Source organism: Paenibacillus rhizolycopersici (assembly GCF_014947195.2).
Taxonomy (GTDB): Bacteria; Bacillota; Bacilli; order Paenibacillales; family Paenibacillaceae; genus Fontibacillus; species Fontibacillus rhizolycopersici.
The window spans coordinates 98,915-124,332 of the sequence record NZ_JADCNN020000004.1 but is presented as its reverse complement, the minus strand read 5'-3'; the positions used below and the strand labels follow the sequence as shown (position 1 = coordinate 124,332).

32 protein-coding genes are annotated in these 25,418 nt (G+C 52.7%); 27 read left to right on the top strand and 5 right to left on the bottom strand.

Annotated elements, in window-relative coordinates:
- Nucleotides 1-12: 12 nt before the first annotated feature.
- The 3 genes from IM700_RS06025 to IM700_RS06015 are packed head-to-tail and all read left to right on the top strand — an operon-like array spanning nucleotide 13 to nucleotide 1,950.
- Nucleotides 13-558, top strand: coding sequence for a hypothetical protein (locus IM700_RS06025; protein WP_193415107.1), 546 nt, complete (start codon nucleotides 13-15; stop codon nucleotides 556-558).
- Nucleotides 559-591: 33 nt separating this feature from the next.
- A complete protein-coding gene (locus tag IM700_RS06020) occupies nucleotides 592-1,353 on the top strand; it encodes a DUF3891 family protein (protein WP_193415108.1) in 762 nt (253 codons plus the stop codon).
- A gap of 51 nt (nucleotides 1,354-1,404) precedes the next feature.
- The gene (locus IM700_RS06015) at nucleotides 1,405-1,950 is read left to right on the top strand and encodes a GNAT family N-acetyltransferase (RefSeq protein ID WP_193415109.1); all 546 of its coding nucleotides are present in this window, start codon (nucleotides 1,405-1,407) and stop codon (nucleotides 1,948-1,950) included.
- Between the two features lie 85 nt (nucleotides 1,951-2,035).
- Here the strand turns inward: IM700_RS06015 and murI are convergent, their stop codons facing one another.
- On the bottom strand, nucleotides 2,036-2,815 hold the full coding sequence (gene murI / locus IM700_RS06010) for a glutamate racemase (RefSeq protein WP_193415110.1): 780 nt from the start codon (nucleotides 2,813-2,815) through the stop codon (nucleotides 2,036-2,038).
- Nucleotides 2,796-3,494, bottom strand: coding sequence for an HD domain-containing protein (locus tag IM700_RS06005; protein ID WP_193415111.1), 699 nt, complete (start codon nucleotides 3,492-3,494; stop codon nucleotides 2,796-2,798). Before IM700_RS06005 ends, murI begins: the two co-directional genes overlap by 20 nt.
- Nucleotides 3,495-3,710: 216 nt before the next feature.
- Between IM700_RS06005 and IM700_RS06000 the strand changes: the two genes are divergently transcribed.
- Together IM700_RS06000 and IM700_RS05995 are read left to right on the top strand one after the other, a co-directional pair.
- A complete protein-coding gene (locus IM700_RS06000; RefSeq protein ID WP_193415112.1) occupies nucleotides 3,711-4,529 on the top strand; it encodes a VOC family protein in 819 nt (272 codons plus the stop codon).
- An 8-nt stretch (nucleotides 4,530-4,537) separates the two neighbouring features.
- Nucleotides 4,538-5,176, top strand: a complete 639-nt coding sequence (locus IM700_RS05995; protein ID WP_193415113.1) for a hypothetical protein — start codon at nucleotides 4,538-4,540, stop codon at nucleotides 5,174-5,176.
- Between the two features lie 8 nt (nucleotides 5,177-5,184).
- On the opposite strand, the gene IM700_RS05990 is transcribed toward IM700_RS05995, so the two are convergent.
- Nucleotides 5,185-5,895, bottom strand: a complete 711-nt coding sequence (locus tag IM700_RS05990; RefSeq protein ID WP_193415114.1) for a M50 family metallopeptidase — start codon at nucleotides 5,893-5,895, stop codon at nucleotides 5,185-5,187.
- A gap of 125 nt (nucleotides 5,896-6,020) precedes the next feature.
- Here IM700_RS05990 and IM700_RS05985 point away from each other — a divergent pair, with 125 nt between their 5' ends.
- Genes IM700_RS05985 through IM700_RS05965 form a run of 5 tightly spaced genes read left to right on the top strand, consistent with a single transcriptional unit; the run spans nucleotide 6,021 to nucleotide 12,825 of the window.
- On the top strand, nucleotides 6,021-7,691 hold the full coding sequence (locus IM700_RS05985; RefSeq protein ID WP_193415115.1) for a TerB N-terminal domain-containing protein: 1,671 nt from the start codon (nucleotides 6,021-6,023) through the stop codon (nucleotides 7,689-7,691).
- A gap of 51 nt (nucleotides 7,692-7,742) precedes the next feature.
- Entirely contained in the window at nucleotides 7,743-9,089 is a 1,347-nt protein-coding gene (locus IM700_RS05980; RefSeq protein ID WP_193415116.1) for an ATP-binding protein, read from the top strand.
- Nucleotides 9,086-11,290 (top strand): DEAD/DEAH box helicase, encoded by a 2,205-nt coding sequence (locus IM700_RS05975; RefSeq protein ID WP_155605190.1) that lies wholly within the window; start codon nucleotides 9,086-9,088, stop codon nucleotides 11,288-11,290. Before IM700_RS05980 ends, IM700_RS05975 begins: the two co-directional genes overlap by 4 nt.
- Before the next feature lie 36 nt (nucleotides 11,291-11,326).
- Nucleotides 11,327-12,181, top strand: a complete 855-nt coding sequence (locus IM700_RS05970; protein ID WP_193415117.1) for a nucleotidyltransferase domain-containing protein — start codon at nucleotides 11,327-11,329, stop codon at nucleotides 12,179-12,181.
- Nucleotides 12,181-12,825, top strand: coding sequence for a pentapeptide repeat-containing protein (locus IM700_RS05965; protein ID WP_193415118.1), 645 nt, complete (start codon nucleotides 12,181-12,183; stop codon nucleotides 12,823-12,825). The genes IM700_RS05970 and IM700_RS05965 overlap by 1 nt, the downstream gene beginning before the upstream one ends.
- Before the next feature lie 87 nt (nucleotides 12,826-12,912).
- Here the strand turns inward: IM700_RS05965 and IM700_RS05960 are convergent, their stop codons facing one another.
- Nucleotides 12,913-13,902, bottom strand: a complete 990-nt coding sequence (locus IM700_RS05960; RefSeq protein WP_193415119.1) for a GNAT family N-acetyltransferase — start codon at nucleotides 13,900-13,902, stop codon at nucleotides 12,913-12,915.
- 176 nt (nucleotides 13,903-14,078) lie between these two features.
- Between IM700_RS05960 and IM700_RS05955 the strand changes: the two genes are divergently transcribed.
- Nucleotides 14,079-14,528, top strand: a complete 450-nt coding sequence (locus tag IM700_RS05955; RefSeq protein WP_193415120.1) for a PH domain-containing protein — start codon at nucleotides 14,079-14,081, stop codon at nucleotides 14,526-14,528.
- A 174-nt stretch (nucleotides 14,529-14,702) separates the two neighbouring features.
- Nucleotides 14,703-15,080: a hypothetical protein gene (locus IM700_RS05950; RefSeq protein ID WP_193415121.1), complete on the top strand. Its 378-nt coding sequence runs from the start codon at nucleotides 14,703-14,705 to the stop codon at nucleotides 15,078-15,080.
- A gap of 44 nt (nucleotides 15,081-15,124) precedes the next feature.
- On the opposite strand, the gene IM700_RS05945 is transcribed toward IM700_RS05950, so the two are convergent.
- Nucleotides 15,125-16,375: an RICIN domain-containing protein gene (locus tag IM700_RS05945; RefSeq protein ID WP_418888765.1), complete on the bottom strand. Its 1,251-nt coding sequence runs from the start codon at nucleotides 16,373-16,375 to the stop codon at nucleotides 15,125-15,127.
- Between the two features lie 209 nt (nucleotides 16,376-16,584).
- Here IM700_RS05945 and IM700_RS05940 point away from each other — a divergent pair, with 209 nt between their 5' ends.
- The 15 genes from IM700_RS05940 to IM700_RS05875 all read left to right on the top strand — a co-directional run bounded on the left by IM700_RS05940 (nucleotide 16,585) and on the right by IM700_RS05875 (nucleotide 25,100).
- A complete protein-coding gene (locus IM700_RS05940; protein WP_193415122.1) occupies nucleotides 16,585-17,091 on the top strand; it encodes a GNAT family N-acetyltransferase in 507 nt (168 codons plus the stop codon).
- Between the two features lie 20 nt (nucleotides 17,092-17,111).
- Entirely contained in the window at nucleotides 17,112-17,633 is a 522-nt protein-coding gene (locus IM700_RS05935) for a GNAT family N-acetyltransferase (protein ID WP_336244883.1), read from the top strand.
- An 11-nt stretch (nucleotides 17,634-17,644) separates the two neighbouring features.
- A complete protein-coding gene (locus tag IM700_RS05930; protein WP_239483652.1) occupies nucleotides 17,645-18,103 on the top strand; it encodes a DinB family protein in 459 nt (152 codons plus the stop codon).
- A gap of 22 nt (nucleotides 18,104-18,125) precedes the next feature.
- Nucleotides 18,126-18,653, top strand: coding sequence for an RDD family protein (locus IM700_RS05925; protein ID WP_193415123.1), 528 nt, complete (start codon nucleotides 18,126-18,128; stop codon nucleotides 18,651-18,653).
- Nucleotides 18,650-19,219 carry a GNAT family N-acetyltransferase gene (locus tag IM700_RS05920; protein WP_193415124.1) on the top strand — a complete coding sequence of 190 codons (570 nt, stop codon included), beginning with the start codon at nucleotides 18,650-18,652 and terminating at the stop codon, nucleotides 19,217-19,219. Before IM700_RS05925 ends, IM700_RS05920 begins: the two co-directional genes overlap by 4 nt.
- 84 nt (nucleotides 19,220-19,303) lie before the next feature.
- Nucleotides 19,304-19,864, top strand: coding sequence for a DEAD/DEAH box helicase family protein (locus IM700_RS05915; RefSeq protein ID WP_193415383.1), 561 nt, complete (start codon nucleotides 19,304-19,306; stop codon nucleotides 19,862-19,864).
- Nucleotides 19,865-19,904: 40 nt separating this feature from the next.
- Nucleotides 19,905-20,321, top strand: coding sequence for an alpha/beta fold hydrolase (locus IM700_RS05910; protein WP_239483650.1), 417 nt, complete (start codon nucleotides 19,905-19,907; stop codon nucleotides 20,319-20,321).
- Nucleotides 20,284-20,535, top strand: a complete 252-nt coding sequence (locus tag IM700_RS23090) for an alpha/beta fold hydrolase (protein ID WP_239483648.1) — start codon at nucleotides 20,284-20,286, stop codon at nucleotides 20,533-20,535. The genes IM700_RS05910 and IM700_RS23090 overlap by 38 nt, the downstream gene beginning before the upstream one ends.
- A 38-nt stretch (nucleotides 20,536-20,573) precedes the next feature.
- Entirely contained in the window at nucleotides 20,574-21,203 is a 630-nt protein-coding gene (locus IM700_RS05905) for an NUDIX hydrolase (protein WP_193415125.1), read from the top strand.
- 3 nt (nucleotides 21,204-21,206) lie between these two features.
- Complete coding sequence (locus IM700_RS05900) at nucleotides 21,207-21,650, top strand: VanZ family protein (protein ID WP_193415126.1); 444 nt, start codon at nucleotides 21,207-21,209, stop codon at nucleotides 21,648-21,650.
- A 6-nt stretch (nucleotides 21,651-21,656) separates the two neighbouring features.
- Nucleotides 21,657-21,932, top strand: a complete 276-nt coding sequence (locus IM700_RS05895) for a hypothetical protein (RefSeq protein ID WP_193415127.1) — start codon at nucleotides 21,657-21,659, stop codon at nucleotides 21,930-21,932.
- Between the two features lie 29 nt (nucleotides 21,933-21,961).
- On the top strand, nucleotides 21,962-22,387 hold the full coding sequence (locus IM700_RS05890; protein ID WP_239483647.1) for a putative immunity protein: 426 nt from the start codon (nucleotides 21,962-21,964) through the stop codon (nucleotides 22,385-22,387).
- Between the two features lie 28 nt (nucleotides 22,388-22,415).
- Nucleotides 22,416-22,877 (top strand): GNAT family N-acetyltransferase, encoded by a 462-nt coding sequence (locus IM700_RS05885; RefSeq protein WP_193415128.1) that lies wholly within the window; start codon nucleotides 22,416-22,418, stop codon nucleotides 22,875-22,877.
- A gap of 19 nt (nucleotides 22,878-22,896) precedes the next feature.
- Nucleotides 22,897-23,592: a response regulator transcription factor gene (locus tag IM700_RS05880; RefSeq protein ID WP_193415129.1), complete on the top strand. Its 696-nt coding sequence runs from the start codon at nucleotides 22,897-22,899 to the stop codon at nucleotides 23,590-23,592.
- Nucleotides 23,589-25,100, top strand: coding sequence for a sensor histidine kinase (locus tag IM700_RS05875; RefSeq protein WP_193415130.1), 1,512 nt, complete (start codon nucleotides 23,589-23,591; stop codon nucleotides 25,098-25,100). Before IM700_RS05880 ends, IM700_RS05875 begins: the two co-directional genes overlap by 4 nt.
- Nucleotides 25,101-25,418: the final 318 nt, after the last annotated feature.

Here is a 25,418-nt window from a genome sequence, read left to right as displayed (position 1 = left end):
TCTGGAGGATCTATGAAAAAGCTAACTATTCTTGCATTGATTTTAGGTGCGTTGGGGTTCGGCTATATCTACGTCAGTAACCATTTTTTTTCGTCTACTCCGATTGAGGCGGTCGAAAAGGTTAGGTATGAGATGAAGGGGCATCTCTTATACGAGGCCGAGACGGATCGAGGCAAAATTCTGTTCATTCTTCGTGATCTTCAAAACGGGCAAACGATGAATGCAGAATACGTCCAAAAAACGCCGTTACTTGGGTGGAAATGGGGATATGGAGGGGGTCATACTTTGCCTTCAATCCATGACAAAGATCCCGACAGTGACTGGACGGTTCAATATTTTCCATCTCCGATTCTATTTGGTGTGATTCGAAACCCGCAAATCGATTCGATCCAGGTTTATAGCTATGCGACAAAGGAGAGCTTTACTGCGTCTATTAAGGCAACGGGGGATCGGAATGTCCGGTTCTGGTATCAACTTCTTCCTGAAGAGCAGGGAACAAAGTTTAAGTTGACAGCAGAAGCGGATCATCAGATCATCAGTACCAAGATATCGGAATAAAGGATAGATGCACAACGAAAAGGCGGTGGAACTATGATTATTCGAGAGACGGAGTGGGAATTTGTGATGATCACCCAGCATGACCATGCGCGCTTGGCGGGTGAAATCGCCAGCCGTTTGGAGAAGGAGTTATTTCTGAATGACGAGTTTCTATCAAGTGCTTTGCTAGCCATAGATCAGCATGACCGAGGCTGGATCCCGCTTGATGCCTCGCCAATTTGGAATACGGAGAGCCGGGCGCCGTATTCCTTCATGGACTATCCGCTAACCCCGAAAATTGAAAAATATCAGCAAGGCATCGACGAAGTGGAGAACATGAATGAATACGCGGCTTTGTTGTGCAGTTTCCACTATGCTTCTTTTATGCATATCAGGGATTCACTAGACGAGGCGTGCGCTCGATTCTACCAACATGAGCTAGAAAGGCAGCAACGGATCACCGACAAACTAAGCGTTCCTCAAGAGGTCATCCAACGGCATTTCATGCTGTTGCAACTATGTGACGACATCTCGCTTTACGTTTGCCTGAATGAACCCGGCGTTTCCAAAGAAGAGGAACATCCTTGGTTTAGGGAAGGCTTTGAAGCTACGTTACTAGGGGAGCGATGTGAAGCCAGGTGGATCAATGCTAGAGAAATCCGGTTAACCCCGTCTCTTTTGGCCAATGAACTAATGACAACCCTGGAACAGAGATATGTCTTGAAGCAAAAGATCGAAACCCTAGGATTCAGCGAAGCGTATAAAGCCAGCGTCAGGGTAAAGCAAGATATTCACTTCTCTAAGGCAACGATATAATATCGAGTTCCAAATTAAGAATGACGACTAACGAATAGAGAGAGGTTACCCATGAAAAACAAAATCACTACGAAACGCATGACGCTCCAAATGATCGATGATACCTATGCGGATCAGGTCTTAGCGTTTGCCGTTCGGAATAAAACCTATCTTGAGGAGTGGGAACCGCTAAGAACGGAGGACTTCTACACTTCCTCGGTTCAACAGGAATTGCTGCGGGACGAGGCGGCTAAGAACCACGAAGGATCGCTCTGTAAATTTTGGTTATTCCTTGATGGTAGAATCATTGGGGCGGTAGCTATGAGCAATATCGTTAGAGGCGTGTTCCAATCCTGCCATCTGGGCTATAAGATCGATGAGCAGGAACAAGGAAAAGGATTGATGACCGAAGCCGTCGAAGCGGTGGTAAACCATGCGTTTCACGAAATGCGCTTGCATCGGATTGAAGCGAACATCATGCCGAGAAATCTGGCCTCGCTTCGCGTGGTCCAGAAGCTGGGTTTTCAGAATGAGGGGACATCCAGAAGGTATTTGAAGATCAACGGGCAGTGGGAAGATCATATCCATATGGTTCTATTGAATGAGGAGATGGAGTAAACTAACCCCTATGCCCCCGCGAAAAAAGTCCTGCCCCGAGCGATTCATCGCCTGGACAAGACTTTTACGTAAGCAGCCTCTTCATTTATCGTGCATATTGCGTTTGCAGGTAATCCAGTGCTCGCGCCATTTTGTCCAGATAAGCCGGGTTTTCGTCCGAGCATCTGAACTCGATATGTCCCGTATACCCCTGAGTGGAGAGGGTCGAACCGCCGATCAGAGAGCACAACCGCTCTACCGTGCCGTGACTGCCGTCAATCAGCTCGATATGAGGCGGCAAAATTTGCTGCAGAATCGTCTTGTAATAAGGAAAATGCGTGCAGCCGAGTACGATGGTGCTGTATTGCCCAAGATCAATGCCGGACAGCTTGCGGCTGAAATAACGCTCGATCTCTTCCCGATCGAACTGCAGCTGTTCGCAATATTGCACCAACTCCGGCAGAGGCATGGAATCCACCACCTTGTGGTCGTCCACCCGAGCTACCAGGTCGGTATATTTAGATAGGCTTAACGTCAAAGAGGTCGCAAACACCAGCACTCGTTTGCCGGCAGCTTGACTTCGCTTGACGGCCGGTTTGACGGCCGGCTCCATGCCAATGATCGGAATAGGGTACATGCGCCGAAGTTCTTCAATGGCGGCACTGGTTGCTGTATTGCAGGCTACGACCAAAGCCTTAATGTCATTTCGCATGATGACACTAACCGATTCCTGAACGTATCGCTTCACTTCGGGCAGCGTTTTGGTCCCGTAAGGCACGTGGAGCGTATCGGCAAAATAAAGAAAATCTTCCTTCGGCAACTTCTTCATGGCCTCCGTTAACACGGTTAAGCCGCCGATGCCTGAATCAAAAAATGCGATTCTCACTCATATCACCTGAATTTGTTGTGGTTTGTTCGTCCTGATGTTCATCGGTGGCATCCCATTCCCGGTAAAACTGCTCCAAAAAACGCAGCATATATTCATGCCGCGATTCGGCCAGCTTTTGGGCATGCCGGGTATTCATCAAATCTTTCAGTTTGAGCAGCTTTTCGTAGAAATGATAGATCGTCGTTTTTCCGCGGCTGCGATAGTCATGATCCGAGAAATCTTGGCCTGGTTCATGCATGGATCTGCCTCTGGATCCGCCAAAAGCAAACGTTCGGGCTATCCCGATCGCCCCGATGGCGTCAAGCCGATCCGCATCCTGAACGATTTGTCCGGCGAGCGTAGACATCGGAGGATTTTTGCCGCCATTATAAGACATCGTGGAGATGATCTCCATGACTTCTCGGGTAACGGACAAATCGCTCACATGTTCATCCAGCCAGCTGCGGACACGCAGTATCCCGGCTTCCTTGGACGGATTCAGCTTTTCGTCCGCCACGTCGTGCAGCAAAGCCGCAAGCTCGCAAACAAATACATCCGCCTGCTCCTTGCGAGCGATGGCAAGAGCCGTATTCCGAACGCGGTGGATATGCCACCAGTCGTGTCCGCTCCCATCACCGCTGTGCACTTCTTGCACGAATTGTTCGGCTTGTTTAATGATTTGCTGCTGCCGGTCCATCGCACCGTTCCTTTCCAATCCCTAGTTCATAGAAACATCGAATACCATCTTACCTCAAAATCGACATTCTTTAAACTTGTTTTGTTATATCCAGTCGCATTATATGAACAAAAGTTTCAGATGGAAGCGGCGCATCTTGCAAATATTTTCCTTTATCATTCGGACGGGTTCAGGGATAATAGGGTTGAAAACAGCTGGATATAAGGAGGTTCCCCTATGGCAACGGGCAAGGAGATCCCCGAGCTTTATTTTGACGGTCAAACGATCGATGTGTTGTGGGATAATCATGATCAGGTCGTGGAGTGGTTCGAGAAGTATTTCGGGTGGAAGGTGCTTCGGCAAGAAAATGGGAAGGTCGATCCCCGTTGTTCAGAGGGCAAAATGACTCAAATGGACTTTGGGACCTGGCTGGTTACTTATCTTACGGGAACCCGGCTCCCCCATCATTATGCCGAACGCGGGACCGTGGACCCCGATCTTCGATTGTGTTTTCGGACCCGGGAATTGGATCGCTTGCGGCGCGCTTTTGTGACCGATGGAGTGCGGGTATCCACCGTGTATTCGGGCCCCAAAACCAAGTATTTCGATGTTTGGGCTACCGCCGAAGGGATCCGGTTAACGCTCCAAGAGGATCGATCGCTGCCTTCCTCCGATTTGGTGCCCTCCTGGGTCAGACTGGGGGTCAGCCGGTTAAACGAGTCGATTCAATGGTACGGGCAGCATTTGGGAATGAAGTGCGTTGAGCATCATCCAGCCGGCGGCTATGCGGTGATGGAGCTAAAGCTAAATCATTCGGAGAACAAGTCGCTCTGGGTGCTCGAACAAAAAAACAAAGAGGCTTATGTGGGGAAAGTGGACGGTCAAGTCCAGCCGGTATGTTGGATTCAAGAACGTCAGGACTTGTTCAAATATCATCAATATTTAAAACAACGCGGGATCGAAACCTCCGGCATAGGCGGTTTTCTGACTCAAGGGTTGGTCAGTTTTCATTTCTATGATCCGGACGGGAATCGTTTCAACATCAGCAGTATGTGAGGTGCATAATGAAAAAATTCATCATCTACCCCATCACGGCCTGTGTTCTACTTGCCTTCCTGGTCCTCGCGGGTTGCGAAGGGAAACGTTCGGAGATGGTCAACTTAGATAATCATTTACCGAAGCAGGAGATCGACGGCATTTCCATTCAAACCTTGCCGATGGAGGACGAGGAATATGCTGTTCTCAAAGCGGCGGGTGCCGGCAATTCCATGGTATTTGAGGTGAACCTAGGAGAGATCCAAGCTGATCGGGTGCATGTTTGGATCGATCAATACGTGAACGGTGAGAGCAAAGGATCCATACTTGGGCTGGAAACGTTACTTGATCAGGCCCAGGATAACCCATTCAGGCTTTATTTAACAACCCCTGGCATGAATGAGGAGGACAAGGTATGGACGCTTGCTTACAGGCAGAGAGGAAATGTAACCAGCTCCAAATTCGAAATCCCCAAAGGTGATTTTGATAGTATGATGATCCACACCATGCAGCCTACCACCGTAAACCCTAATGAAACGACTGTTTTGGGTGTAATCGTGAGAAATAAAGGGAAGGACCACGTGGAATCCAGCGACGATGTCGATGCACTGATTCGTGAGAATCAGGAAGTCCATGTGCTGAGATGTACGATTGTGAAGGACAAATGAGGCCGATTTCAAGGGCTTAGCGAGCTCGATCCGCTCATTCTTTTCTTCTCCCGACTCCGTTTGCGGTCATTCCAATACAATTGCAAGGCGGACAAGGCGCAAATCAATGAGATAGCTAGAAATATCAACGACCAGACCAGAGGGGGAACTCCCGTAAGCTGGGCCAGATTGGTCGCGTCACCCGCTTGGCTAGGAGAAACGATGGAATTCAACAGCAGCGTGACGGGCCCCATCACCGACTCCTCCAGGCATAAGAAAGCCAGCAGCAAGTAATAGAAATTGCGTATTCGCCCCCCTAGTAGAAAGAACGCCCCATTGATCAGCACAAACAGGATCAACCACCCCCGGCCGTATCCCGATCGTACGAACAACAGCAACGATGCCAAAGCCAAGATACTGATGAGGACAAGGCCGGCGGCTTGATTTTGCCGATAATAACCGAAGAACATCGCTACCGCAAACAGCGAAGCTGAGAAATAACCGGCCAAGGATACCGCCAATTGGCTCCAGCCTGAAGCCAGTACCGAATAGGTAACGCCGCTGTGATCAGGATGCAATTCGATACGGAGCACCTGTCCGGACGCAAACAATGTGACGATGGCATGGCCTAACTCATGAACCATCGTATCTAGCATGCGGAACCAATCGGAGAATGGAATCAACCGGGTCAAAACGGCCGCCCCGATCAAAAATAATAAGGCCTTCAGCCATTTATTCATCAAACTTTCGCCCTCCCTGGCAACTTGCTGTTGCTTTTCATTATAAGGGAGGGCAAAATAGTATTCAAAAGGCGAACAAATTTTCGGTTCGATGATAGACTGGTCGTGACGGAGGTTTTGGAACGATGAAGGATGGAACGGACGAAAAACACGGCTTTTTCGGCCTACAAGTACATAGAGATCGAGAGCGGCGGTCAGGAACGGAACCTCGATGGACGTTCGCCGAATTGGATGTGGATGACGCCACGAAGCAGGCGAACGGCAAGGCGGAGCCCGTGAGCCGAGTTGTAGCGCCGGATCTGTGGGAGCGCGATATGGATTGGCACCAGGATTTTCGTTATGTTTCGCGGGAGCAGCTGTTCGTCCAGAAAGCGAAGGAACTGGAGACGGCTGTAGCGGAAACGGCGGAGTTTGTCCCTTTTCAGACGTATTGGCCGACTTATGAAGAAATGCAGCCAAGGCAGCTGAAATGGTATTTGTACTGGCGGAATGAAGTTCGCTCCGGACGTTATCCGGACACCGACCTATCGTACCTATTCATCTACCTGTACGAGCTGATCCATGGGGTCGGCTGGTCGGAACCCGCCGAGGGATACACGTTAATGGAACGGGTCTGGCAAGGGTATCGACAGCGTTATCCCAAGCTGGATCTTTATGTTCGGGAATGGTTGTATGATCTGGCTTTGGTGTTCGATTTAGAGATGCCGCCTGCGGAGCCGATGGCCAAGCTCCCGCGCAATTTGTCGATGGAGCTGAAGGAGCTGGAATGGCGCAGAAGGTTCACCGCGGATCCGCTGGATGTGAGCTGGGAGCTGCTTCTCACGTTGATTGATTATGACGTGGAGAAGAGCCGCTTTTATTTGGAGCAGGGACGTAAGGAACTGCGAAACTATGTGCCGAAGGTGGTTTCATTGGTGGACGGCTATCTCTTAAAGAGCAAGGGAAGCCGTATTCTGGAGCTGCATAAGCCGATGGAACAGAAAGTATCCCGTTTCCTGTTCCGCAGCGCCGTGTACGACCATGATCTATACGGTCGAACCAAGCCGGTCTCCATTCTGCCTTACAGCGGGCATCCGCCGCTGCGCGCATTCTTGACCCAACTCGTTCGTCTGACGGAGAACAAGCTGCGAGAGCAGTTGGGTTATAAGGGGAAGCTTCGAGGAATCGACGTGGGGCCAGAGATTGAACAGTTGGTCGACCGATTCCTGAGCAAGGAGTTCGATCGTCGCAAGGCGGAAGAAGCGAAGGCCCGGATCCCTAAGGTGAAAATCAACGCGACCAAATTGCGCAAGCTTCAGCAGGAATCCGACGAAGTGAGGGACATGCTGCTGAGCGAAGAGCAGACGCTGGCGTTTGCGCCGGAAGCACCGGGTCTGCCGCCAGAGAAGGTCGCAAGTTCTCCGAAGATATCTGTCGCCGAACCGCTGCAGCCGACCTTTGATTTTGAGCGGGGGTATGAGCAGGTGCCGGAAGAGGTACTTCTGCCGCCGATCGAGGAACGGCGCGAGACCCTAGAGACCAAAGGAGAGGCGTCTGTAACCCTGTCGGAGGAATGGCAGGAGCTGTTCGCGAGTCTCACCGCGCCTCAGGCGCAAATGCTGGCCGCTTTGTTCCAGGGGCAGAGCGCTGCGGAACGCCAAATGATCGCCGAGCAAATCGGTTCTATGCCTGAGCTGCTGGTCGATGAAATCAACGAACTCGCGATGGAGCGGATCGGGGATCTCTTGGTCGATGGGGACGAAATCTTGGAGGATTACCGTGTGGAGCTTGGCAAGTGGCTGATAACAGGGCGTTAATCCAGCGCTGATCACATAGAGGATAAGTTTTGAACGATGAGGTGATGGTGGATGAAACAGATGCAAATTCCGAAGCGGTTGACCACGGCGCTCGTCAATTCCTTGACGGCCGGGGTCGTGCCGCGGGTGGGACTGGAGCATATTGCGGTCGGGCGTAAACCGGAGGTAGCGTCGATTCTGCAGGATATGGACAATATTGCGGAGGGCGGAGCGGCTTTTCGCCTCATTTCCGGACGTTATGGGAGCGGCAAGAGCTTCCTGCTCCAGATGATTCGCAATTATGCCATGGACCGCGACTTCGTGGTGGCCGACGCCGATCTGTCTCCGGAACGCCGGCTGGTTGGAACGAAAGGGCAGGGCCTGGCGACTTACAGGGAACTGATGATGCATTTGTCGACCCGAACGCGGCCGGACGGCGGCGCACTGGAGACGATGCTGCAGAAGTGGATCGCCGCCCTCCAGCAGGAGCTAATGCAGGCCACCGGCCTGCGTCCCGGCGATCCGCAGTTGCATGATGCAGTAGAACTGCGGATATATGCGGTGACGAACGAGATGCAAAGTCTGGTGCATGGATTCGACTTCGCCAAAGTCCTGGCCGCCTACTGGTCGGGGTATAAGCTTGGCGATGATGATCGGAAAGCAGCCGCCCTGCGTTGGCTGCGGGGAGAGGTCCCAACCAAGACGGAGGCACGCCAAGAGTTGGGCGTCGGCGTCATCATCGATGACGACAATTGGTACGACTATATGAAATTATGGGCGGAGTTTGCGGTGCGCATCGGGTATCGCGGGCTGCTGCTCTTTATCGACGAAGGCGTAAACCTGTACAAAATCACGAACAGCGTCTCCCGTCAAAGCAATTACGAGAAGCTTCTGACGATGTTTAACGACACGATGCAAGGGAAGGCACAGTACCTGGGCATCTACTTAGGCGGGACACCGCAGTTCGTCGAGGACGAACGCCGCGGGTTGTTTAGCTACGATGCACTTCGCACGCGGCTGATGGACGGGCGTTACAGCAGCGGGACGCGCCGTTCGTATACCTCGCCCATTCTGAAGCTGGACATGCTGTCTCATGAAGAGATCCTGCTTTTGCTGCAGAAGCTGCGGGAGATTCACGCGCTGCATTTCGGTTATGAAATGCGTTTGGCCGATGAACAGTTGATCGCCTTCATGCAGGCGGCGATGAATCGGCTTGGGGCCGAGGAGCTGCTGACGACACGCGAGGTTGTGCGCGATTTCATGGATGTGCTGCACCTGCTGCATCAGCAGCCGTTATTGTCTTTCGAGGAGCTGATGGGCGAACGGGAGCAGGAGTATGCGGCATCCGGGAACCAGGGTTTCAAGAACAAGGGCGGCACCGACGAGTTGGACGATTTCTTGGCGGAGTTTGAGCTATGAGCGGGGGGAATCCGTTTGCTAGGCTGGCTCCGTTCATTCAGGAATACATTTACCGCAAACATTGGGATTCGCTGCGCGATGCTCAAGTAGAAGCCTGCCGGGTGTTGTTCGACACGCCTAATCATCTCCTGATCGCGTCGGGGACCGCGTCGGGGAAGACGGAAGCGGCCTTTTTCCCTGCGCTTACAGAGCTCTATCATCGGCCTTCGGAATCCGTCGGCATTCTATACATCGGACCGTTGAAGGCGCTGATCAACGATCAGTTCGAGCGGATCAAGGAACTGCTGCGGGACGGGGAGGTCCCCGTCTGGCATTGGCACGGCGATGTGGCGCAAGCGGAGAAAACCAAGCTGATGCAGCGCCCTTGCGGCGTGCTGCAAATTACTCCTGAATCGCTGGAAGGGCTGCTGATGAACCGCCCGAATGCGATCCCGGCATTGTTCCATGATTTGCGGTATATCATGATCGACGAGGTGCACGCTTTTATGGGGGCCGACCGGGGGATTCAGGTGATCAGCCAGTTGACCCGATTAGAGCGAATGGCTTCCTGCTCGCCAAGGCGAATCGGCTTGTCGGCTACGCTTGGGGATTACGATATCGCCGCTCGTTGGCTTGGGGCGGGTACGCCGCAGCCGGTAGAAGTCGTCTCTCCGCAGGGCGGTCGGAAGCTGAAGCTGTCGGTCGAGCACTTCTCCTTCCCGGATGCCCGGGACGAACGGGAAGCGGAGCATTTGGAGCTGGCCAAGCAGAACTATTACAACTTCATCTATGACAACACCCATCGCAAAAAAGCGCTCGTCTTTACCAATAGCCGCACTGACGCCGAGCTGACCACACTGGAGCTGCGCCGGATTGCGGCGAAGCGGGAGGAGCGCGACGTGTTTCATATCCACCACGGCAGCATCTCCGCGATGCTGCGGGAGGAGACCGAGGCCGCGCTTCGCTCCGGTCCCGGCCCGGCGGTCGCCGCGGCGACGGTGACGCTGGAACTCGGCATCGACCTCGGTGAGCTCGAGCGGGTTATCCAACTGGGCGCGCCATATAGCTGCTCCAGCTTCGTGCAGCGGCTGGGCCGCTCCGGTCGGCGCGGAGATCAGGCGTCGGAGATGATGTTCCTCTGTGCGGAGGAAGAGGACGAGGACGCCCAATTGCCTGCCCGGATGCCATGGATGCTGCTGCGGGCCATCGCCGTCATCGAGCTTTACGTCCGTGAGCGCTGGGTAGAACCCGTAGCTCTGCGAAAGAAGCCGATAGGCGTGTTATACCATCAGACGATGAGCACGCTGAAGAGCATCGGTGAAGCGGAACCGGCCGATTTGGCCCGGGCCGTGCTGACGTTGCCGGCGTTTCGCGGCGTCGAGCCAGAGGAGTACAAAGGGATGCTGCAGTATTTGCTGCAGACCGACCACATCCAGCAGACCGAAGAAGGTACGTTGATCATCGGACTTGGCGGGGAGAAGGTCGTGAACAACTTCCGCTTCTATGCCGTCTTTAAGGACGATGAGGAGCATGTCGTCTACAACGGCTCCGAGGAAATCGGCAGCATCACCACCGTGCCGCCGCCCGGCTATTGCTTCTCGCTGGCCGGGAAGATGTGGAAGGTCGAGGAAGTGGACAGCAAGCATAAAGCGGTGTACGTGAAATCCTCCCGCGGCAAGGTGGATACGCTCTGGCTCGGCGCCGGAGGAGATGTTCATAGCCGGGTCATGCAGAAAATGCGCCAGGTGTTGGAGGAGCATACGTTGTACCCGTACCTCGCTCCGGGCGCAGCTAATCGCTTGGAGCGGGCGCGGCGGTTAGCCCGGGAGAGCGGGCTTTTGAACAGCCCGGTGATTCCGGCGGGGGGCGACTCACTGTTTATTTTGCCTTGGGCGGGGAGCAAGCAATTCCGCACGCTGGAACGTCTGCTGAAGCATAATCTGACAGACCCAATGGGGCTGCGCCAGGTGGTGCCGATGGAACCCTATTATATGGTTGTGGCGGGGAGATCAGGCGCCAAGGAACTTCTGTCCGCCATCCGGGCGGAACTCGCATCCGTCGACCATCCGGAGGCGCTGCTGGCGGCATCGGAGGCTCCTTATCTAGGCAAGTACGATGAGTTTATGCCGCCTGAGCTGGTGCGGCGAGCTTTTGCCGTAGACGGTCTCGATGTAAAGGGCTTGGCCGAGGCTTTGGAAGCGGCAGGGAAGCCAAGTGAATGACCTTTGGGCAGTTCTGACGAATAGAGGAGGGAGACCATGAGTATTGAACACATCCTAGAGCGGATCGTTAACCGCCTGCAGGGAACGGAAGGCCTTCAGGCCATCGTATTGGGAGGATCGCGGGCGACGAACACCCATCGTCCCGATTCGGATATCGACATCGGCTTGTACTATGAAGGCGAAAACGGTTTGGATATCACCGGGTTGGGTCAAATCGCGACGGATCTCGACGATCAGCACCGAAACGATCTGTTAACGGGGATCGGCGAATGGGGCCCGGGGGTTAACGGTGGCGGTTGGCTCGTCATCGGCGGTTATCACGTAGATTTCCTGTATCGGGATATGACCGTAGTCCGAAAGGCAGTTGAGGATTGCTGTGAAGGAATTGTCCAAATGATGTACCAAACGGGGCATCCCCATGCTTTCTTGAACAGCATTTATATGGGGGAGGTAGCCGAATGCCGGATTTTGTGGGAGCGGGAAGACCGGTTGACCCGGCTGAAAAATCAGACCCATCCGTACCCGCCTCTATTACGAGAGGGCATGTTGCGGCAGTTTCTGTTTGAAGCGGGTTTTTCCCTGATGCTTATGGAATCAAGTGCCGATCGTGACGATATCTCATACGTAACCGGGCATGCTTTTCGAAGCGTGTCGAGCCTCAATCAAGCACTTTATGCGTTAAATGGCCGTTATTGCTTGAACGAGAAAAAGGCGGTGCGTAACATCCAATCGTTTGACATCCGACCGGAAAGTTACAAAGATCGATTGGATCTGATGTACGGAAAGCTAGGACCAGACCCGAAGGGAATCCGCGAAAGCATCCACGAACTCCGAACCTTGTTGGATGAGGTAAATGAATTAGCGAAGACGTCAACCGGGGAGGAATCTTGATGACCGCAAAGTCGAAAATGAGCGCCCCGCAACTCACGGCTGATTTAACGGAAGCCAATTGGAATGAAGTGTTGAAAGATGAGGACCATGAATTGGTTGGAGCAACGGTGGTGGGTGCGTCTTACGAACACGAGGTATTGGAAAAATGCATCCTATCCAAAGTGGTGCTCCGTGGTTGTTCTTTTGCCGGCACCGTATTCGAGCGGATGGACATGACCGATGTCGTGCTGGAAAATTGCGATTTGTCCAATGCGGTGCTGGAGAAGGCGATTATCCATCGGGTACATTTCAAGGACTGCAAGTTGACGGGACTGAATCTATCCAAGGCCAATACGGGCTCGGTGACGTTCGAACATTGCATCATGAATTTGAGTGACCTGGTGGAGGCCTCCTTAAAACAGGTCAGATTTGAGGACTGTTCTCTCCAAAATGCGAATTTCTACGGCTCCAAGTTCAAGGAGGTCGAGCTGCTGAGCTGTGATCTGAATGAGACCGATTTTAATGAAACCACTCTGAAGGGTATGGATATCAGTACGTGCACGTTTGAACGTGCGGATATTCCCACCTATGCTTTAGCAGGCTGTACGGTTTCACCAGAGCAAGCCATCGGCTTTGCCAAACTGCTTGGCTTGATCGTAAAATAGAAAGTAACAAACTCAATTGCAAAACGCCCCACCTTGATAGAGCTATCCATAGGTTGGGGCGTTTTGCTCGGGTTTAGAGTTCCTCGACTAGTAACTTCGTTCCAGTACCATCTTATAACTCCCAGGCTCGGCACGGAAACCAAGCAGATCACGATTGATGCGCAGCATCGGACCGTTCATGGAATCGTTATGTGTCCGCAAGTAAGGCACTCGGCAGCTTACCGCCGTCTGGATCGCCAGCAGCTTCAAGGCTAGAGCGATATGGCGGCCGCGGTATTCCCGCAGCACGCCGGTGAACTCGTGGTACATCGCCTGCGTTTGCTCGTTTTGCTGCAGCGTCACGACGCCAACGTACCGTTCCCCGTCTTTGGCGATATGGATCCATTCGGGACGAACGCCGGGTTGGTCGATACTCCATTTTTTCCACTCTTCGAACCAAGGAAAACTTCCGGAGAATCCGGGGATATCCAGGTGCGTTGACCGGTACAGCTCATGCAGTTTTCGTTCGTTAGCTTCACCGGGCTCATCCGCCAATGTAACGAATTCAATCCCGGTGTTCTGGGCTGCTGAAATCGCGCCCAGCAGATTACCGCCATCGAATGTCGCCAGCTCCAGTACAGGCTCGAACGTGTGGCGTTCCCGGACGTAACCTCTGCGTTCCGCAAAAGCCAAGGAAGCGGCATCGTTATCCCTCATATAATTAGTCAGGCGACTGGCTTTGACTTCGGTAGACCAACGTTCAACTTCATTGTAAATGGCACGGCCAACGCCGTTCATTCGCACTTCCGGCCGCACCACCAAGGTGAACATGAGCTCGCCCGGCTCCGTCCAAGGAGCGCGCCAAACATGGGCATAAGCGGCGATCTGACCCTGCGTATCTTCGGCAACCCATTTGGGATGATCCCAGCCCGTAAGCTTCCCCTCTTCGTTATAGTCCAACTGGCCTGGCGGAATTTTGGCGTCATCTTCCTCTAACAACTTCCCGGACGTCGGCTCTGATGCTATAAAGTTAATTAGTTCGGCGACCGCGTGATAATCGTCCGGTTTTCGCATTTGACGAATCGTGTACGTTATCAATCCATAACCTCCTATGTAATCGGTTCTTCTGCCATTATCTCATGGCAATCGGTTATGAGGAGGGTAAGGTTTGGATATAAATAGAAATTCCTGATTCGAATGAGAAAACCGACTACCAGGTAAACCCGGCGGAGTTTCGAGTGAATGAATTCAACCTGTATTGCAGGAGGGTTGCTATGCGATTCAAAACGAAACGAGATCCTTTGTTCACTGTCCTTTGGACGGCATTGATTTTGGTTGCAAATCTGGTGATTCTATGGCCGTTGCTTCTCGATCCGCAAGCATTAACGTCGGGAGGACTTGTGGGGCTAATCGTACCCGATGTGCTCGTGACCGCCTTGCTGGGGTGGCTCGCGATCGGTATCTCCTACGAGATCAAAGAGGATGTGCTGCTCGTTAAGGGAGGCATGCTCCGTTCCAAAATTCGATTCGAGGAGATTACTCGGATTACGTACCATCCGAATATCTGGTTAGGGTATCGACTCATCTCCTCGCGTGATGCGATTGAAATCCACTACCGAACCGGTGTCCTTGGCAGCGTCGTTATCTCACCGGCGGATCAAAAGCGATTCATCGAAGAGCTGATTCGGCGAAATCACTCCATTCAAATTGTTGATAGCCCTTGAGCGAAGGGAGGCAAGTCACATCGCCGGAAATCTTTTTTTGCTATGCTGGATGAAAAGCAAGGGGAGAGAAGGTAGGCTTATCCTATGGTGTATATGTCCAGTTTACTCATCCCGGCAGCGGTGTTACTCCCAAATTTGTTGTTTGTGGTTTGGCCTCCGCAGCCCATACCCGGATTGAAAGAAACCAAACAAAGTCACATTTATCAAATCGCTGAAGGCATCGGACGAGTGGGTGTCGTGGTTCTCCCTTTGTTCTCGGCGATACGCTTGGAAGGGAGCCTTGAATGGATCGCTCTCGTGATGATGCTCCTGAGCTTAGGGTTTTACGCCAGCGGCTGGATTCGCTACCTTCGGAATGAACGGGAGTATCGTTACTTATACACGTCGATGTTGGGGATTCCGGTGCCGATGGCGGTCATGCCGGTCCTGTATTTCATGAGTGCCTCACTTCTGCTGCATTCTTATCCTCTTATGGCTTGCAGCCTAATTTTCGGGATCGGACATATACCAGCCAGCATCCGAAGCCAACGTTCCCTCCCGAAAATAAACTAACCTGAAAAGGGGCGGAAGCTCGGCCGCCCCTTTAAAGCTTCTGTTTAATTCACCTTCGTAAACATCCACTTCTGCGCGTCCGTGCCGTTATCCGTCCACTGTTGCACCGCTGCTCCGTCCGCCGTCGAAGCGCCGGACACATCCACCACCAAACCGCTGGCTTTGGATACCAGCTTGAAATATCCGCCGCCCGCATCAACGATACGCCAACGCTGAGCATCCGTACCATTATCCGTCCACTGCTGCAGCTGCACGCCGGTGGCTGTGCTTGCGCTTGGGACATCCAGCACCTTGCCGCTGTGGATGGCTGTCAGCTTGTAATATCCATCGCCTGTGCTATCCAGACGGAAACGCTGATTGCTGGCACTATAGTTGGTCCATTGCTGTATTTTGGCCCCGTCTGCAGTGGAGACATCAACCACATCCATCACCTTACCGCTAGCTTTAGAAGCGAGGGTATAGACTGCGCCGTTCTCAAGGGTAGGCGAAGTACCGACCTGGTCCTGATAGACGCGTACATAATCCACCAGCATTTGCGCGGGGAATGGCGTGGACCCGTCCGGGCTACCCGGCCAGTTGCCGCCGACTGCAAGATTCAACAGCAGGAAGAACGGCTTCTGAAATTCTTCCGTGTTCCCGGTTCCGTTTGCGATATAGAACTCATTATATTGGATACCGTCCACGAACCAGCGAATATAACTCGAGTCCCATTCAACGGTGTACGTATGGTATTGAGAAAAATCTAAATTGCCTGAAGTCCGGCCGTAAGAGGCGTATCCGTTCGCGTCCCAATGCACGGTGCCGTTAACAACCGCGTTATGGTTTACGCGTTCCATAATGTCGATTTCGCCGCAATAAGGCCAGTTAACGGAAGTGATGTTCTCGCCTAGCATCCAGAACGCCGGCCAAAGGCCTTGTCCGGTCGGAAGCTTGATCCGGGCTTCGATTTTGCCGTAAGTGAAGCTCTTTAAGCCTTGGGTTTTGATTCGCGCGGATGTGTAGTTTCTGCCTCCGTAATTTTCCTTCTGGGCGGTGATCACCAGATTGCCGCCGGTAACTTGCAGGTTTTGCGGACGGTCGGTGTAATACTGGAGTTCGTTATTTCCCCAACCGTTCGTACCGGTGCCCATTTCGGGTGTCCAGTAAGCACGATTGAGAGAGGAACCATTAAATTCGTCGCTCCAGACCAGTTTCCAGTTTGGAGCCGCGCTTGAGATTTGGGGTGCAGGCACAAAGACGACCAAGAGGGTGAGCAGCAGAAAGAGGAGAATCGGTTTACCGCGTTTTAGCATCATGAATTCGCTCCTTTCAAAAATTGAATGGTTTGGGCTAACCTGCCACGTGCGATGTTCATACTAAACCGGTTTCGATTATTATGATAGCGCTATCATTACATAGATTACCATTTAAAGGTTAGTTTTACAACACCTATTTTGGAAGGTTTTTCAAATCGATATGGTTCTGTTATTCTTGTATCAACCCATGATAGAACGGGAGGAATCGTATGGAGCTGCGGATATTGGAGGCGTCAGATGCTGTGATCTATCAGACCCTTCGTTTGAGAGGTTTGCAGGATCATCCGGAAGCTTTCGGATCAACTTACGAGCGGGAATCGGCTTTTTCGACTGACACGGTGGCGGATCGCATCAAACCCAGCGAAGACCGATTCGTGCTGGGCGCGTTCGACGAAGATGGGACGTTAACGGGCATCGTTACCTTTGTTCGGGAAAGCTCCCCCAAAGCACGGCATAAAGGAACTGTATTCGGTTTGTACGTCACGCCCGGAATGCGGGGCCAAGGAATAGGTCAGGTGCTGATGCAGGAGCTCCTATCGAGAGCTAAGCAGTTGGATGGGCTGGAACAGCTCAATCTAGCGGTCGTATCTACAAACGGGAGGGCTCTCAAACTCTACGAATCGATAGGGTTTCGGACCTACGGAACCGAGCGAAGAGCCTTGAAATGGGACGGCAAGTATTATGACGAGGATTATATGGCGTTAAAACTGAACTGAATGGGGGACGGAGGATGCTAATGAACACGGAACGTCTGCAGATCAGGGAATTTATGTGGGAGGACGAGCAGGCGGTTCATGCTTATGCTTCTGATCCATTGGTGGTGGAGCATATGCTCTGGGGACCGAATTCGGAGGAAGATACGCAGGATTATTTGAGACAAGTGATCCAAAAGCAGGAGCAACTGCCGCGGGTAGCGTATGAACTGGCAGTGGTCATCCGTGAGACCGGTCAATTGATTGGGGGGTGCGGCTTGTTCCTGGAGGGGTACAGGCAAGCCGAGCTCGGGTATTGCTTCAATCGGACATTTTGGGGGGAAGGGTACGCGACGGAAGCGGCCAAGCTCATGGTACGCATGGGCTTCCGCGAGCTGGGACTGCACCGGATCTATGCGACCTGTCGGCCGGATAATGTGGGTTCCGCTAAAGTGATGCAAAAGCTCGGGATGCAGTATGAAGGGCATTTTCGGGAACATCGCTGGCACAAGGGAAGTTGGCGGGATTCGTATCAGTATTCCATTTTATCAAGAGAGTTTGATTAGGGGGATCGGGGATGTCAATGCAAGCAGTCAAAGATGACCTTTTGAGCCAATTCCGCGCGTGGACAAGTTATGTCCGGGACATCGAGCCATTGGATTGGGCGAAGCCCGTTAACGAAGGGAAGTGGTCTGTCCACGGGTTGGTCAGCCATTTGATGATGTGGGACAAATATTTCTGGGAGAGGGCTATCCAGCCCATCTCACAGGATCAGCCCCTTTCGTTGCAGGAGCTGGATTTTGACGAATTTAACCGTGAGGCCGTGGAGTTTGGGCACGCGAAATCAAAATCGGAATTAATCGAGCTTACCGTGTATTATCGCTGCTTGATCCTCGAGGCGATTGAGGGCATGGATGAGGCGATGCTTAACCGAACCTACGGGGAGTTTACGTTTGAATCCTATCTGCGCGATTTTATTTGGCATGATCAGCATCATCGGAGTCAAATCGAAGAACGTAAAGCGTATCTTGTATAAAAAATGAATCGGAAGGTGAGACATGAAACTCGCCTTAAAGAGATTATTGGCTTACTGGATTGATTTCATGCTGCTGGCTGCCGTTTTGGTCGCTTTGCAGGGGCTGGTGAACGTTGTGTTTTCCGGCTTTCCCTTTGCCTATTTCGACAAGGGGATCGAAGTTGAGCTCTGGGTGCTGGGTACGATGTCTTTGCCCGTATGGGGTTACTTCATCCTGATGGAGCGACGTTATGGACAGACGCTCGGCAAAAAATGTCTGGGTTTGCGCGTCACGGACGATCAAGGCAAGCCGATCCATGTTGGGCAGGCTTTGGTCAGAACGGCGGTGCGTCTGTTTCCCTGGGAAATGACCCATGGGATCATCCTGGTGCCCGAACCCTGGTGGAGTGTGGAAATACCGGCCCACCCGGGCTGGATTTACCTGCCTAACGGTATCCTGTTGATTTATCTTGTGATATTATTTTCCACTAAGGGAAACCAGACTTGCCACGACGTTGTCGCCGGCACGAAAGTGATCGAAAGAGCGGAGAGAAGGAGAGATAACCGATGAAGTATTTCAAGAAGCTGGAGGGATCCAGGTTGTATCTGTCCCCCGTGAATCCAGAAGACGTAGAGACCTATACCCGGTGGATCAATGATCTTTCCGTGTCTGTCAGACTGGGGAATTCCAGAGAAGTGTTTGGGCTGCAACGAGAACAAGTCTTGCTGGAGGACATGGTCAAAGAGGGCCAAAATTTTGCGATCGTTCGGATGGACGATGACCAACTGCTTGGGAATTGCTCCTTGTTTGCGATGGACTCGATTCGCAGGGTCGCGGAGGTCGGGATCTTCTTGGGTGATGAGGACCAACGGGGGCAGGGTTATGGAACCGAGGCGTTGCAGCTCATTTGCGAATACGGGTTCAAAATCTTGAATCTCAACAATATCATGCTGCGCGTATTTGAGTTCAATCAACCGGCCATCCGATGTTACGAAAAAGCCGGGTTCCGCGTTTTCGGCCGCCGATCGCAAAGCTATTATATGAATGATACGTACTTCGATGAGATTTATATGGAAATGCTGCGGAGCGATTGCAAGACCACCTATCTGGATGCCAAGCTGCCCCGACGCAACTAACATCCCATAGTACTTCAAGACGACCCGGCCTTCCTGTGTACGACGAGCCGGGTCGAACTCTATACGGAGGGGAAGACGGTGCAGATGAAGCTTGTGATTATATTTGGCCCGCAGGCGGTAGGAAAGATGACGGTAGGCCAGGAGCTGGAGAAGCTTACTGGACTGAAGTTATTTCATAATCATATGACGATTGAGCTGGTCTCGCATTTTTTTGATTATGGGTCTCCCGCCGGCAAACGGCTGGTTGGTTTGTTTCGGGAGGAAATCTTTGAAGAGGTAGCGAAAAGTGACTTGCCCGGGCTGATTTTTACCTATGTCTGGGCGTTTGACCTCCCGTCTGACCGGGAATATGTTGAACATATCCGCCGGATTTTTGAATCCCAGGGCGGTGAAGTGTTCTACGTTGAATTGGAGGCCGATCTGGAGGAACGGCTGATCCGCAACCGCGATCCGCATCGTCTGCTGCATAAGGCAAGTAAAAGAAATCTGGCGCGCTCCGAAAGGGATCTACTTCAAACCATGGAGAAACATCGATTGAACTCCTTGGACGGCGAGATAGGAGAAGCTAATTACATCAAAATCAACAATACCGCCTGTTCCCCGGACGAGGTGGCAAGAATCATCCAGGAGCGGTTTCAGCTATAATCGTGTTGAAGTTCCCCTATAGTCGAAAGGAGTGGCAGGCATGAAAGCAACCCTTCTGAAATTCCCCTTTCATTGGAATACAGAGATCAACGTAAGATACGTTCAGGTTGCAGATTCCAATCGGAAGTTGGTCGTCTTGTTCCCCGGGAAGAATTACTCTTGCGAGAAGCCGACGCTACACTATGCCGGTCTTGCTGCCTGGGAGTGCGGATATGATATCCTGGCGCTGGAGTACGGTTATCAGGCAGCCCGAGAGGAGCTGGAATATCGGGAGATTCCGAAGGTCGTCGAGGAATGCGAACACGCGGTGCGTCAACTGACCGGCAATTATGAAGAGATGGTGTTCATCAGCAAAAGTCTGGGCACGGTCGTGGCCGGGGAAGTCCATCGCAAACTGGGCGCTGGAGCGGCATATTTACTTGACGCCGATTCCCGATACGCTGCCGTATATCCATGAAACTCGAGCGGTTGTGGTTTACGGCACGAAGGACGACTTGTTTCCTGCTGAAATGGCAAGCCGCATGAAGGCATCAAGCCGGCTTCAGGTTGTGGCCATTCCCGGTGCCAATCATGGCCTGGAGATGGAGCGGGCGGAGGAAAGCTTGGAGATTTTGCGCGAGCTCACCGTGTTATATAAGGATATTCTTCTCGAGGCGGAACATCGGCCATGAGAACAGAGGCATGAGAACGAATCGACTTGGAGGACAACATGAGGGAAACCGAAATTTTTGACTTCTACACCATAGAGATGAGGAAGCTGGGCACCGCCTCCAGACAAGAGGTACATACAAAAGGTTTGTGGCATCAAACCTTTCATTGCTGGATTATGAAACGGGATACCAGGGGCGAAATCGATCTCTTGTTTCAACGGCGTCATGTGAATAAAGACGTGTTCCCTTCGCTCCTGGATACTTCCTGCGCAGGACATCTCCAGGCTGGAGAAGAAGCAAGGGACGGAGTCCGCGAACTGGAAGAGGAGCTCGGACTAGCGGTACCGGTTGAGGATCTGACCTATATCGGCAAGGTAGCTCAGGAGCATCTAATTTCCCCCCATTTGATCGACCGTGAGTTTAACCATGTATTTCTCTACGAAAGCGAACAGCCTTTGGTCGATTACCGCATCCAGGCCGAGGAACTGACGGGGCTTTATTGGGTTAGCTTGCGAGACTTTCAGGAGTTGCGCTGTGGGGATCGCGACCAACTGACGTCAACCGGAGTTTACGTGGATGACCCCAGCGGGACCCTGATGGAAGAACAGGCCACATGGCGTCTAACGGATTTTACGCCCAATTCGGACGAGTACTATCAATTGTTATTTGACCAGATCGGAAAGAGGTAGCGCATGGTGAAACCTCAGGATAGGCGGTGGGCTGCCTGCGCGCTGGTCGGATATTCCTTGCTGCTGATTTACTGGATGTTGTTCGGTTTCGGCCGAGAACCGCATGATACCTATAGGTACAACTTGAAGCCTTTATTTACGATCCGCCAATTTCTTCGTGCAGGTGATTTTATGTCAGCCCGATGGCTCGTGAATATGATCGGGAACATCGGTGTGTTTATCCCTTTTGGGCTCTTGCTGCCGGTCGTTTTAGGAGGGAGTCTTAGGAGATTGTTTTCAATTTTTTTGCTGGGAATCGTGATCCTTGAAATCTTGCAGCTGGTCCTGAAGAGAGGCAGCTTCGACGTCGACGATATGATTCTGAACGCGGCGGGATTTATGCTGGGCTTTGGCATATATAAATTATATGACAGGATACTAATGCAGCCGAATAAGCGAAGGACGTGATGTGATTTGAATAAGGAGAAAAGCCTGTTATACGCCTTTTTGGTTGGCATTGGATTTTGCCTGGTTCCTTTTGCGGCCTCGGATTTTTTTCTGTTTCGTTTCATTTTTGGTTTTATTCGTTGTTTGGGCATGGTTGTAACGATCTTTGCCGGTTTCTTTATCCTAACGGAATCGTATCTTCATCTCAAAAAAATATACGGCAATCTCATCCAAACGCTGGCCATCTCCGCTGCAGTGATTTTGGCGCTCGTTTTCATTTTCTATTGGGGGTTGTTCAACTAGCTGTGTTTGGGGAAAGGAGAAAAGCCACGTTGAAATCCAGGAAGTTTGTCGACGCGAAAATCAAGCGGTCCATCGCGGATCATGCGGAGCAAACGGATCTGCGGATATTGGCGTTATGGGCGGCGGAATGCGCGGAGCGCGTGCTGACCTGCTTCGAGGCGGAGCGGCCAGGGGATTTGCGGCCGCGCCAGGCGATCCAAGCGGCCCGCGCCTGGGTACGTGGCGAAGTGAGCATGGCCGCGGCGCGTGCGGCAGCGTTTGCGGCGCATAACGCGGCCCGCGAAGCCAGCCATGCCTCCGCCAGTGCGGCGACCGCGCATGTGGCGGAGCATGCGCCGCATAGCGCCACCTACGCCGCCAAGGCATTGGCTCTTGCCGCGGACGATGCGGACACCGCCAAGACAAGGATTGAGCTGGAGCGGCAGTGGCAGCTCCGCCGGCTGCTAGACTATTGAATTCATCATCTAACAAGGAGATGCGCCAATGAATCATACACCCGTCAGCGTTTATGAAGCGGAACTTGGACATCTGGAGCAATTAGCCCGGCTGTTTGACGAATATCGCTTATTTTATGAACAAGCCTCGGACCTGGAAGGAGCCCGGCTGTTTTTGGAGAGCCGGCTAAGCCGGAGCGAATCCGTCGTTTTCTTGGCGGTCGAGCCGCTCAGTGGGAAGGCAGTTGGGTTTACGCAGCTATATCCTTCCTTTTCGTCCATTTCGATGAAACGAATTTGGATTTTAAACGATTTGTACGTACAGGAGGAATATCGGAACCAAGGCGCGGCGAAGCTGTTGCTGGAAGCAGCAAAATCCCATGCCCGGGATACGGATGCCAAAGGCTTGGAGCTGTCGACGGCTATGACCAACGCCCGGGCTCAGCGATTGTATGAACAAAGTGGATACGAGCGGGATACGGAGTTTTACCATTACTTTCTAAGCTTGTAGTACAAGAAGGAGTTGTCGCATGACCAAAGTGCTTGTAGTGGATGACGAAGCGGGCATCTCCGGAGCAGTGTCCTACGCACTGCGACGCGAAGGGTACACGGTGGAGACGGCGGCGGATGGGGAAGAGGCGCTAGACCGGGTCGATTCGTTCCGACCGGAGGTCATGGTGCTTGATGTCATGATGCCCAGGCTAAGCGGATACGAGGTATGCCGCAGACTGGAAGCCCGGCCGCAGCGGCCGGCGATTCTGTTGTTGACGGTTAAGAACGACATCGTCGACAAAGTGCTGGGCCTGGAGCTTGGGGCGGACGATTATATGACCAAGCCGTTTGATATGCGAGAGCTTGTCGCCCGAGTTAAAGCGCTTGCGCGACGCGGCTTACAGACAATCCCCGGGACTCCCAATGAGGATCGGGAGCTCGTTCGATTAGGTGAACTTACGATTCACCTACTCAATCGGACGGTTTATGCTGGCGGTACCCTAATTGACCTGACGCCAAAAGAATTTGATTTGCTGGCGCTCTTCGCCGAACATCCCGGGCGGGTGTATTCTCGGGAAGCGCTGTTGGAGCAAGTGTGGGACATGGATTTCGCCGGAGGCACGCGAACGGTCGATATGCATGTGCAGCGACTGCGCAAGAAGCTGGGTCAGTGGAACGATGTGATTCAAACCGTGTACGGCATTGGCTATAAAAGCGCGGAGCAACAGCCATGAAACGACGGACTTGGCGATTTGGCCTCAAAGGGAAGGCAGCGGCGCTTCTCGCTATTCTGCTGGCTGCCGTCATCGCCTTCCTTAGCGTCCTGGTGTTGGCAGGCATCCGGGAGGACCAGCGCGAGCGCCTGGAACAAACGTTGGCCGCAGAGGCAGAGTCCGCGAATCTCCGGGTTCGCCAGGAAGTGCTGACGAGCGGTTCGCCCGCTCCGGATGCGTTCATGGAGCAAAGCGGCCAAGGTCTTGCCGTCGATTTGGGTGCCGAAAGCGGCTTGCCGGTCACACTTTATAAAACCGACGGGTCGCTTGCGGGCACCTCGTTGCCGTTTCAGCCCAAGGTGGATGTCCAGGATGCGCTAAGTTATACAGCCAAAGGGCAATCTGCCTATATCACGGAAGGAGATCAGCTACTGTATTTAGCGCCTCTTTATGCATTCGATCAGGAATCGGTGGGAACGGTGCAATTTCATGTGTCCCTCACGGAACAGCAGGCTTTTTACGAGCGGATTCGGCGGTTGTTCTGGCTCGCGGGTGTGACGGTACTGGTTGGGGGATTTCTGCTCGGCTACCTCTTTGTCTGGCGACAAGCTCATGTGATCACGCGGTTAAATCGCGCCGCAACGCGGATAGGAGAAGGGGAGTACCTACGTGAGCCTACTGTCCAACGGAAGGATGAGCTTGGGGAACTCGCGCAGGGGATCTATGAAATGAGCGGAAAAATCGCGACCACCCACGCCCAGTTGACCGATGAGAAAAGCAAGCTGCTCGAGGCAGTTACCCGTTTGCAGGAGCTGGAGCAGCAACAGAAACTGTTCATCGGGAACATCAGTCACGAACTGAAAACCCCGCTGACCTCAATTCTCGCCTACGCCGATCTGTTGGACATGTATCGGGACGATCCGGCGCTCCTGGAGGAGGCGGCCCGGCATATCGGGATGGAAGCCGAGCGATTATACGCGCTTGTTGAGAAATCGTTGAAGCTTTCTTCTATGGACGTCTACGAGTTTGAAACTCATGCCTCCTCGGTCGACCTGAAGCCATTGCTTACGGAAGCGGCGTTACGCTTGCAAGCGAAAGCGGAGAAGCAAGGCATCGAACTGGTCACAACCTTGCAGGATGGCAAGGTCTGGGCCGATTCGGATAACATGATGCATATGGTGATGAATCTTTTGGATAACGGCGTGAAATACAATCAACCCGGCGGCAAAGTATTTCTATCCAATAAAGCGATCTCAGAACCGGGCGGTCCGGGGCGGATGCAAATTACGGTGAAAGATACCGGCATCGGCATCCCACCGGAAGCGTGGCCTCGCATCTTTGATCCGTTCTTTACCGTCAGCAGCGACAGAGCCAGAGTTCATGGAGGGACAGGCCTTGGCCTGCCGCTAGTTCGCAGCCTCGCAGAGAAGCAACGGGGTTCGGTGAAACTAACTGCATCCGGCCCCGAGGGATCGACGTTTGTCATCGAATTGCCGCTCGAGCGTCCTGATCCTCAGGATGGCGGCTAATTCAGCCGGTTTCAGCCCAGACTTAATCGAGGTCCGGGCTGTTTGGCATGTCGTCGGGTCCGGCGGCAAGGCGAAAGGAGCAACTGCAAAAGTGCATTTGATTTCTAGCCCCAGTGCCAGTTTCGAGCTAGTCAAATGTAAAAGTGCATCCGGTAGGAGCTGATTCTAACTTTAAGGACGTTTTGGGCAAAAATAAACGGCACTTTTACATCTGAAAGACGATTTATCGACATCCGCGGGCAAATTGCGTGCACTTTTGCATCTGAAGGCCACTTTCCGAAATTCGTGTGCATATCGCCTGCACTTTCACATTTAGCA

What these genes read in the sequence shown, in the direction of transcription:
- IM700_RS05910 (WP_239483650.1), top strand. Translation starts at nt 19,905, where the DNA reads ATGAAAGCAACCCTTCTGAAATTCCCCTTTCATTGGAATACAGAGATC.
- IM700_RS05905 (WP_193415125.1), top strand. Translation starts at nt 20,574, where the DNA reads ATGAGGGAAACCGAAATTTTTGACTTCTACACCATAGAGATGAGGAAG.
- IM700_RS06015 (WP_193415109.1), top strand. Translation starts at nt 1,405, where the DNA reads ATGAAAAACAAAATCACTACGAAACGCATGACGCTCCAAATGATCGAT.
- IM700_RS05965 (WP_193415118.1), top strand. Translation starts at nt 12,181, where the DNA reads ATGACCGCAAAGTCGAAAATGAGCGCCCCGCAACTCACGGCTGATTTA.
- IM700_RS05990 (WP_193415114.1), bottom strand. Translation starts at nt 5,895, where the DNA reads ATGAATAAATGGCTGAAGGCCTTATTATTTTTGATCGGGGCGGCCGTT.
- IM700_RS05970 (WP_193415117.1), top strand. Translation starts at nt 11,327, where the DNA reads ATGAGTATTGAACACATCCTAGAGCGGATCGTTAACCGCCTGCAGGGA.
- IM700_RS05995 (WP_193415113.1), top strand. Translation starts at nt 4,538, where the DNA reads ATGAAAAAATTCATCATCTACCCCATCACGGCCTGTGTTCTACTTGCC.
- IM700_RS05920 (WP_193415124.1), top strand. Translation starts at nt 18,650, where the DNA reads ATGAAGTATTTCAAGAAGCTGGAGGGATCCAGGTTGTATCTGTCCCCC.
- IM700_RS05945 (WP_418888765.1), bottom strand. Translation starts at nt 16,375, where the DNA reads ATGATGCTAAAACGCGGTAAACCGATTCTCCTCTTTCTGCTGCTCACC.
- IM700_RS06020 (WP_193415108.1), top strand. Translation starts at nt 592, where the DNA reads ATGATTATTCGAGAGACGGAGTGGGAATTTGTGATGATCACCCAGCAT.
- IM700_RS05930 (WP_239483652.1), top strand. Translation starts at nt 17,645, where the DNA reads ATGTCAATGCAAGCAGTCAAAGATGACCTTTTGAGCCAATTCCGCGCG.
- IM700_RS05935 (WP_336244883.1), top strand. Translation starts at nt 17,112, where the DNA reads ATGAACACGGAACGTCTGCAGATCAGGGAATTTATGTGGGAGGACGAG.
- IM700_RS05885 (WP_193415128.1), top strand. Translation starts at nt 22,416, where the DNA reads ATGAATCATACACCCGTCAGCGTTTATGAAGCGGAACTTGGACATCTG.
- IM700_RS06005 (WP_193415111.1), bottom strand. Translation starts at nt 3,494, where the DNA reads ATGGACCGGCAGCAGCAAATCATTAAACAAGCCGAACAATTCGTGCAA.
- IM700_RS05955 (WP_193415120.1), top strand. Translation starts at nt 14,079, where the DNA reads ATGCGATTCAAAACGAAACGAGATCCTTTGTTCACTGTCCTTTGGACG.
- IM700_RS05975 (WP_155605190.1), top strand. Translation starts at nt 9,086, where the DNA reads ATGAGCGGGGGGAATCCGTTTGCTAGGCTGGCTCCGTTCATTCAGGAA.
- IM700_RS05900 (WP_193415126.1), top strand. Translation starts at nt 21,207, where the DNA reads ATGGTGAAACCTCAGGATAGGCGGTGGGCTGCCTGCGCGCTGGTCGGA.
- IM700_RS05980 (WP_193415116.1), top strand. Translation starts at nt 7,743, where the DNA reads ATGAAACAGATGCAAATTCCGAAGCGGTTGACCACGGCGCTCGTCAAT.
- IM700_RS05880 (WP_193415129.1), top strand. Translation starts at nt 22,897, where the DNA reads ATGACCAAAGTGCTTGTAGTGGATGACGAAGCGGGCATCTCCGGAGCA.
- IM700_RS05915 (WP_193415383.1), top strand. Translation starts at nt 19,304, where the DNA reads ATGAAGCTTGTGATTATATTTGGCCCGCAGGCGGTAGGAAAGATGACG.
- IM700_RS05940 (WP_193415122.1), top strand. Translation starts at nt 16,585, where the DNA reads ATGGAGCTGCGGATATTGGAGGCGTCAGATGCTGTGATCTATCAGACC.
- IM700_RS06025 (WP_193415107.1), top strand. Translation starts at nt 13, where the DNA reads ATGAAAAAGCTAACTATTCTTGCATTGATTTTAGGTGCGTTGGGGTTC.
- IM700_RS06000 (WP_193415112.1), top strand. Translation starts at nt 3,711, where the DNA reads ATGGCAACGGGCAAGGAGATCCCCGAGCTTTATTTTGACGGTCAAACG.
- IM700_RS05985 (WP_193415115.1), top strand. Translation starts at nt 6,021, where the DNA reads ATGAAGGATGGAACGGACGAAAAACACGGCTTTTTCGGCCTACAAGTA.
- IM700_RS05925 (WP_193415123.1), top strand. Translation starts at nt 18,126, where the DNA reads ATGAAACTCGCCTTAAAGAGATTATTGGCTTACTGGATTGATTTCATG.
- IM700_RS05875 (WP_193415130.1), top strand. Translation starts at nt 23,589, where the DNA reads ATGAAACGACGGACTTGGCGATTTGGCCTCAAAGGGAAGGCAGCGGCG.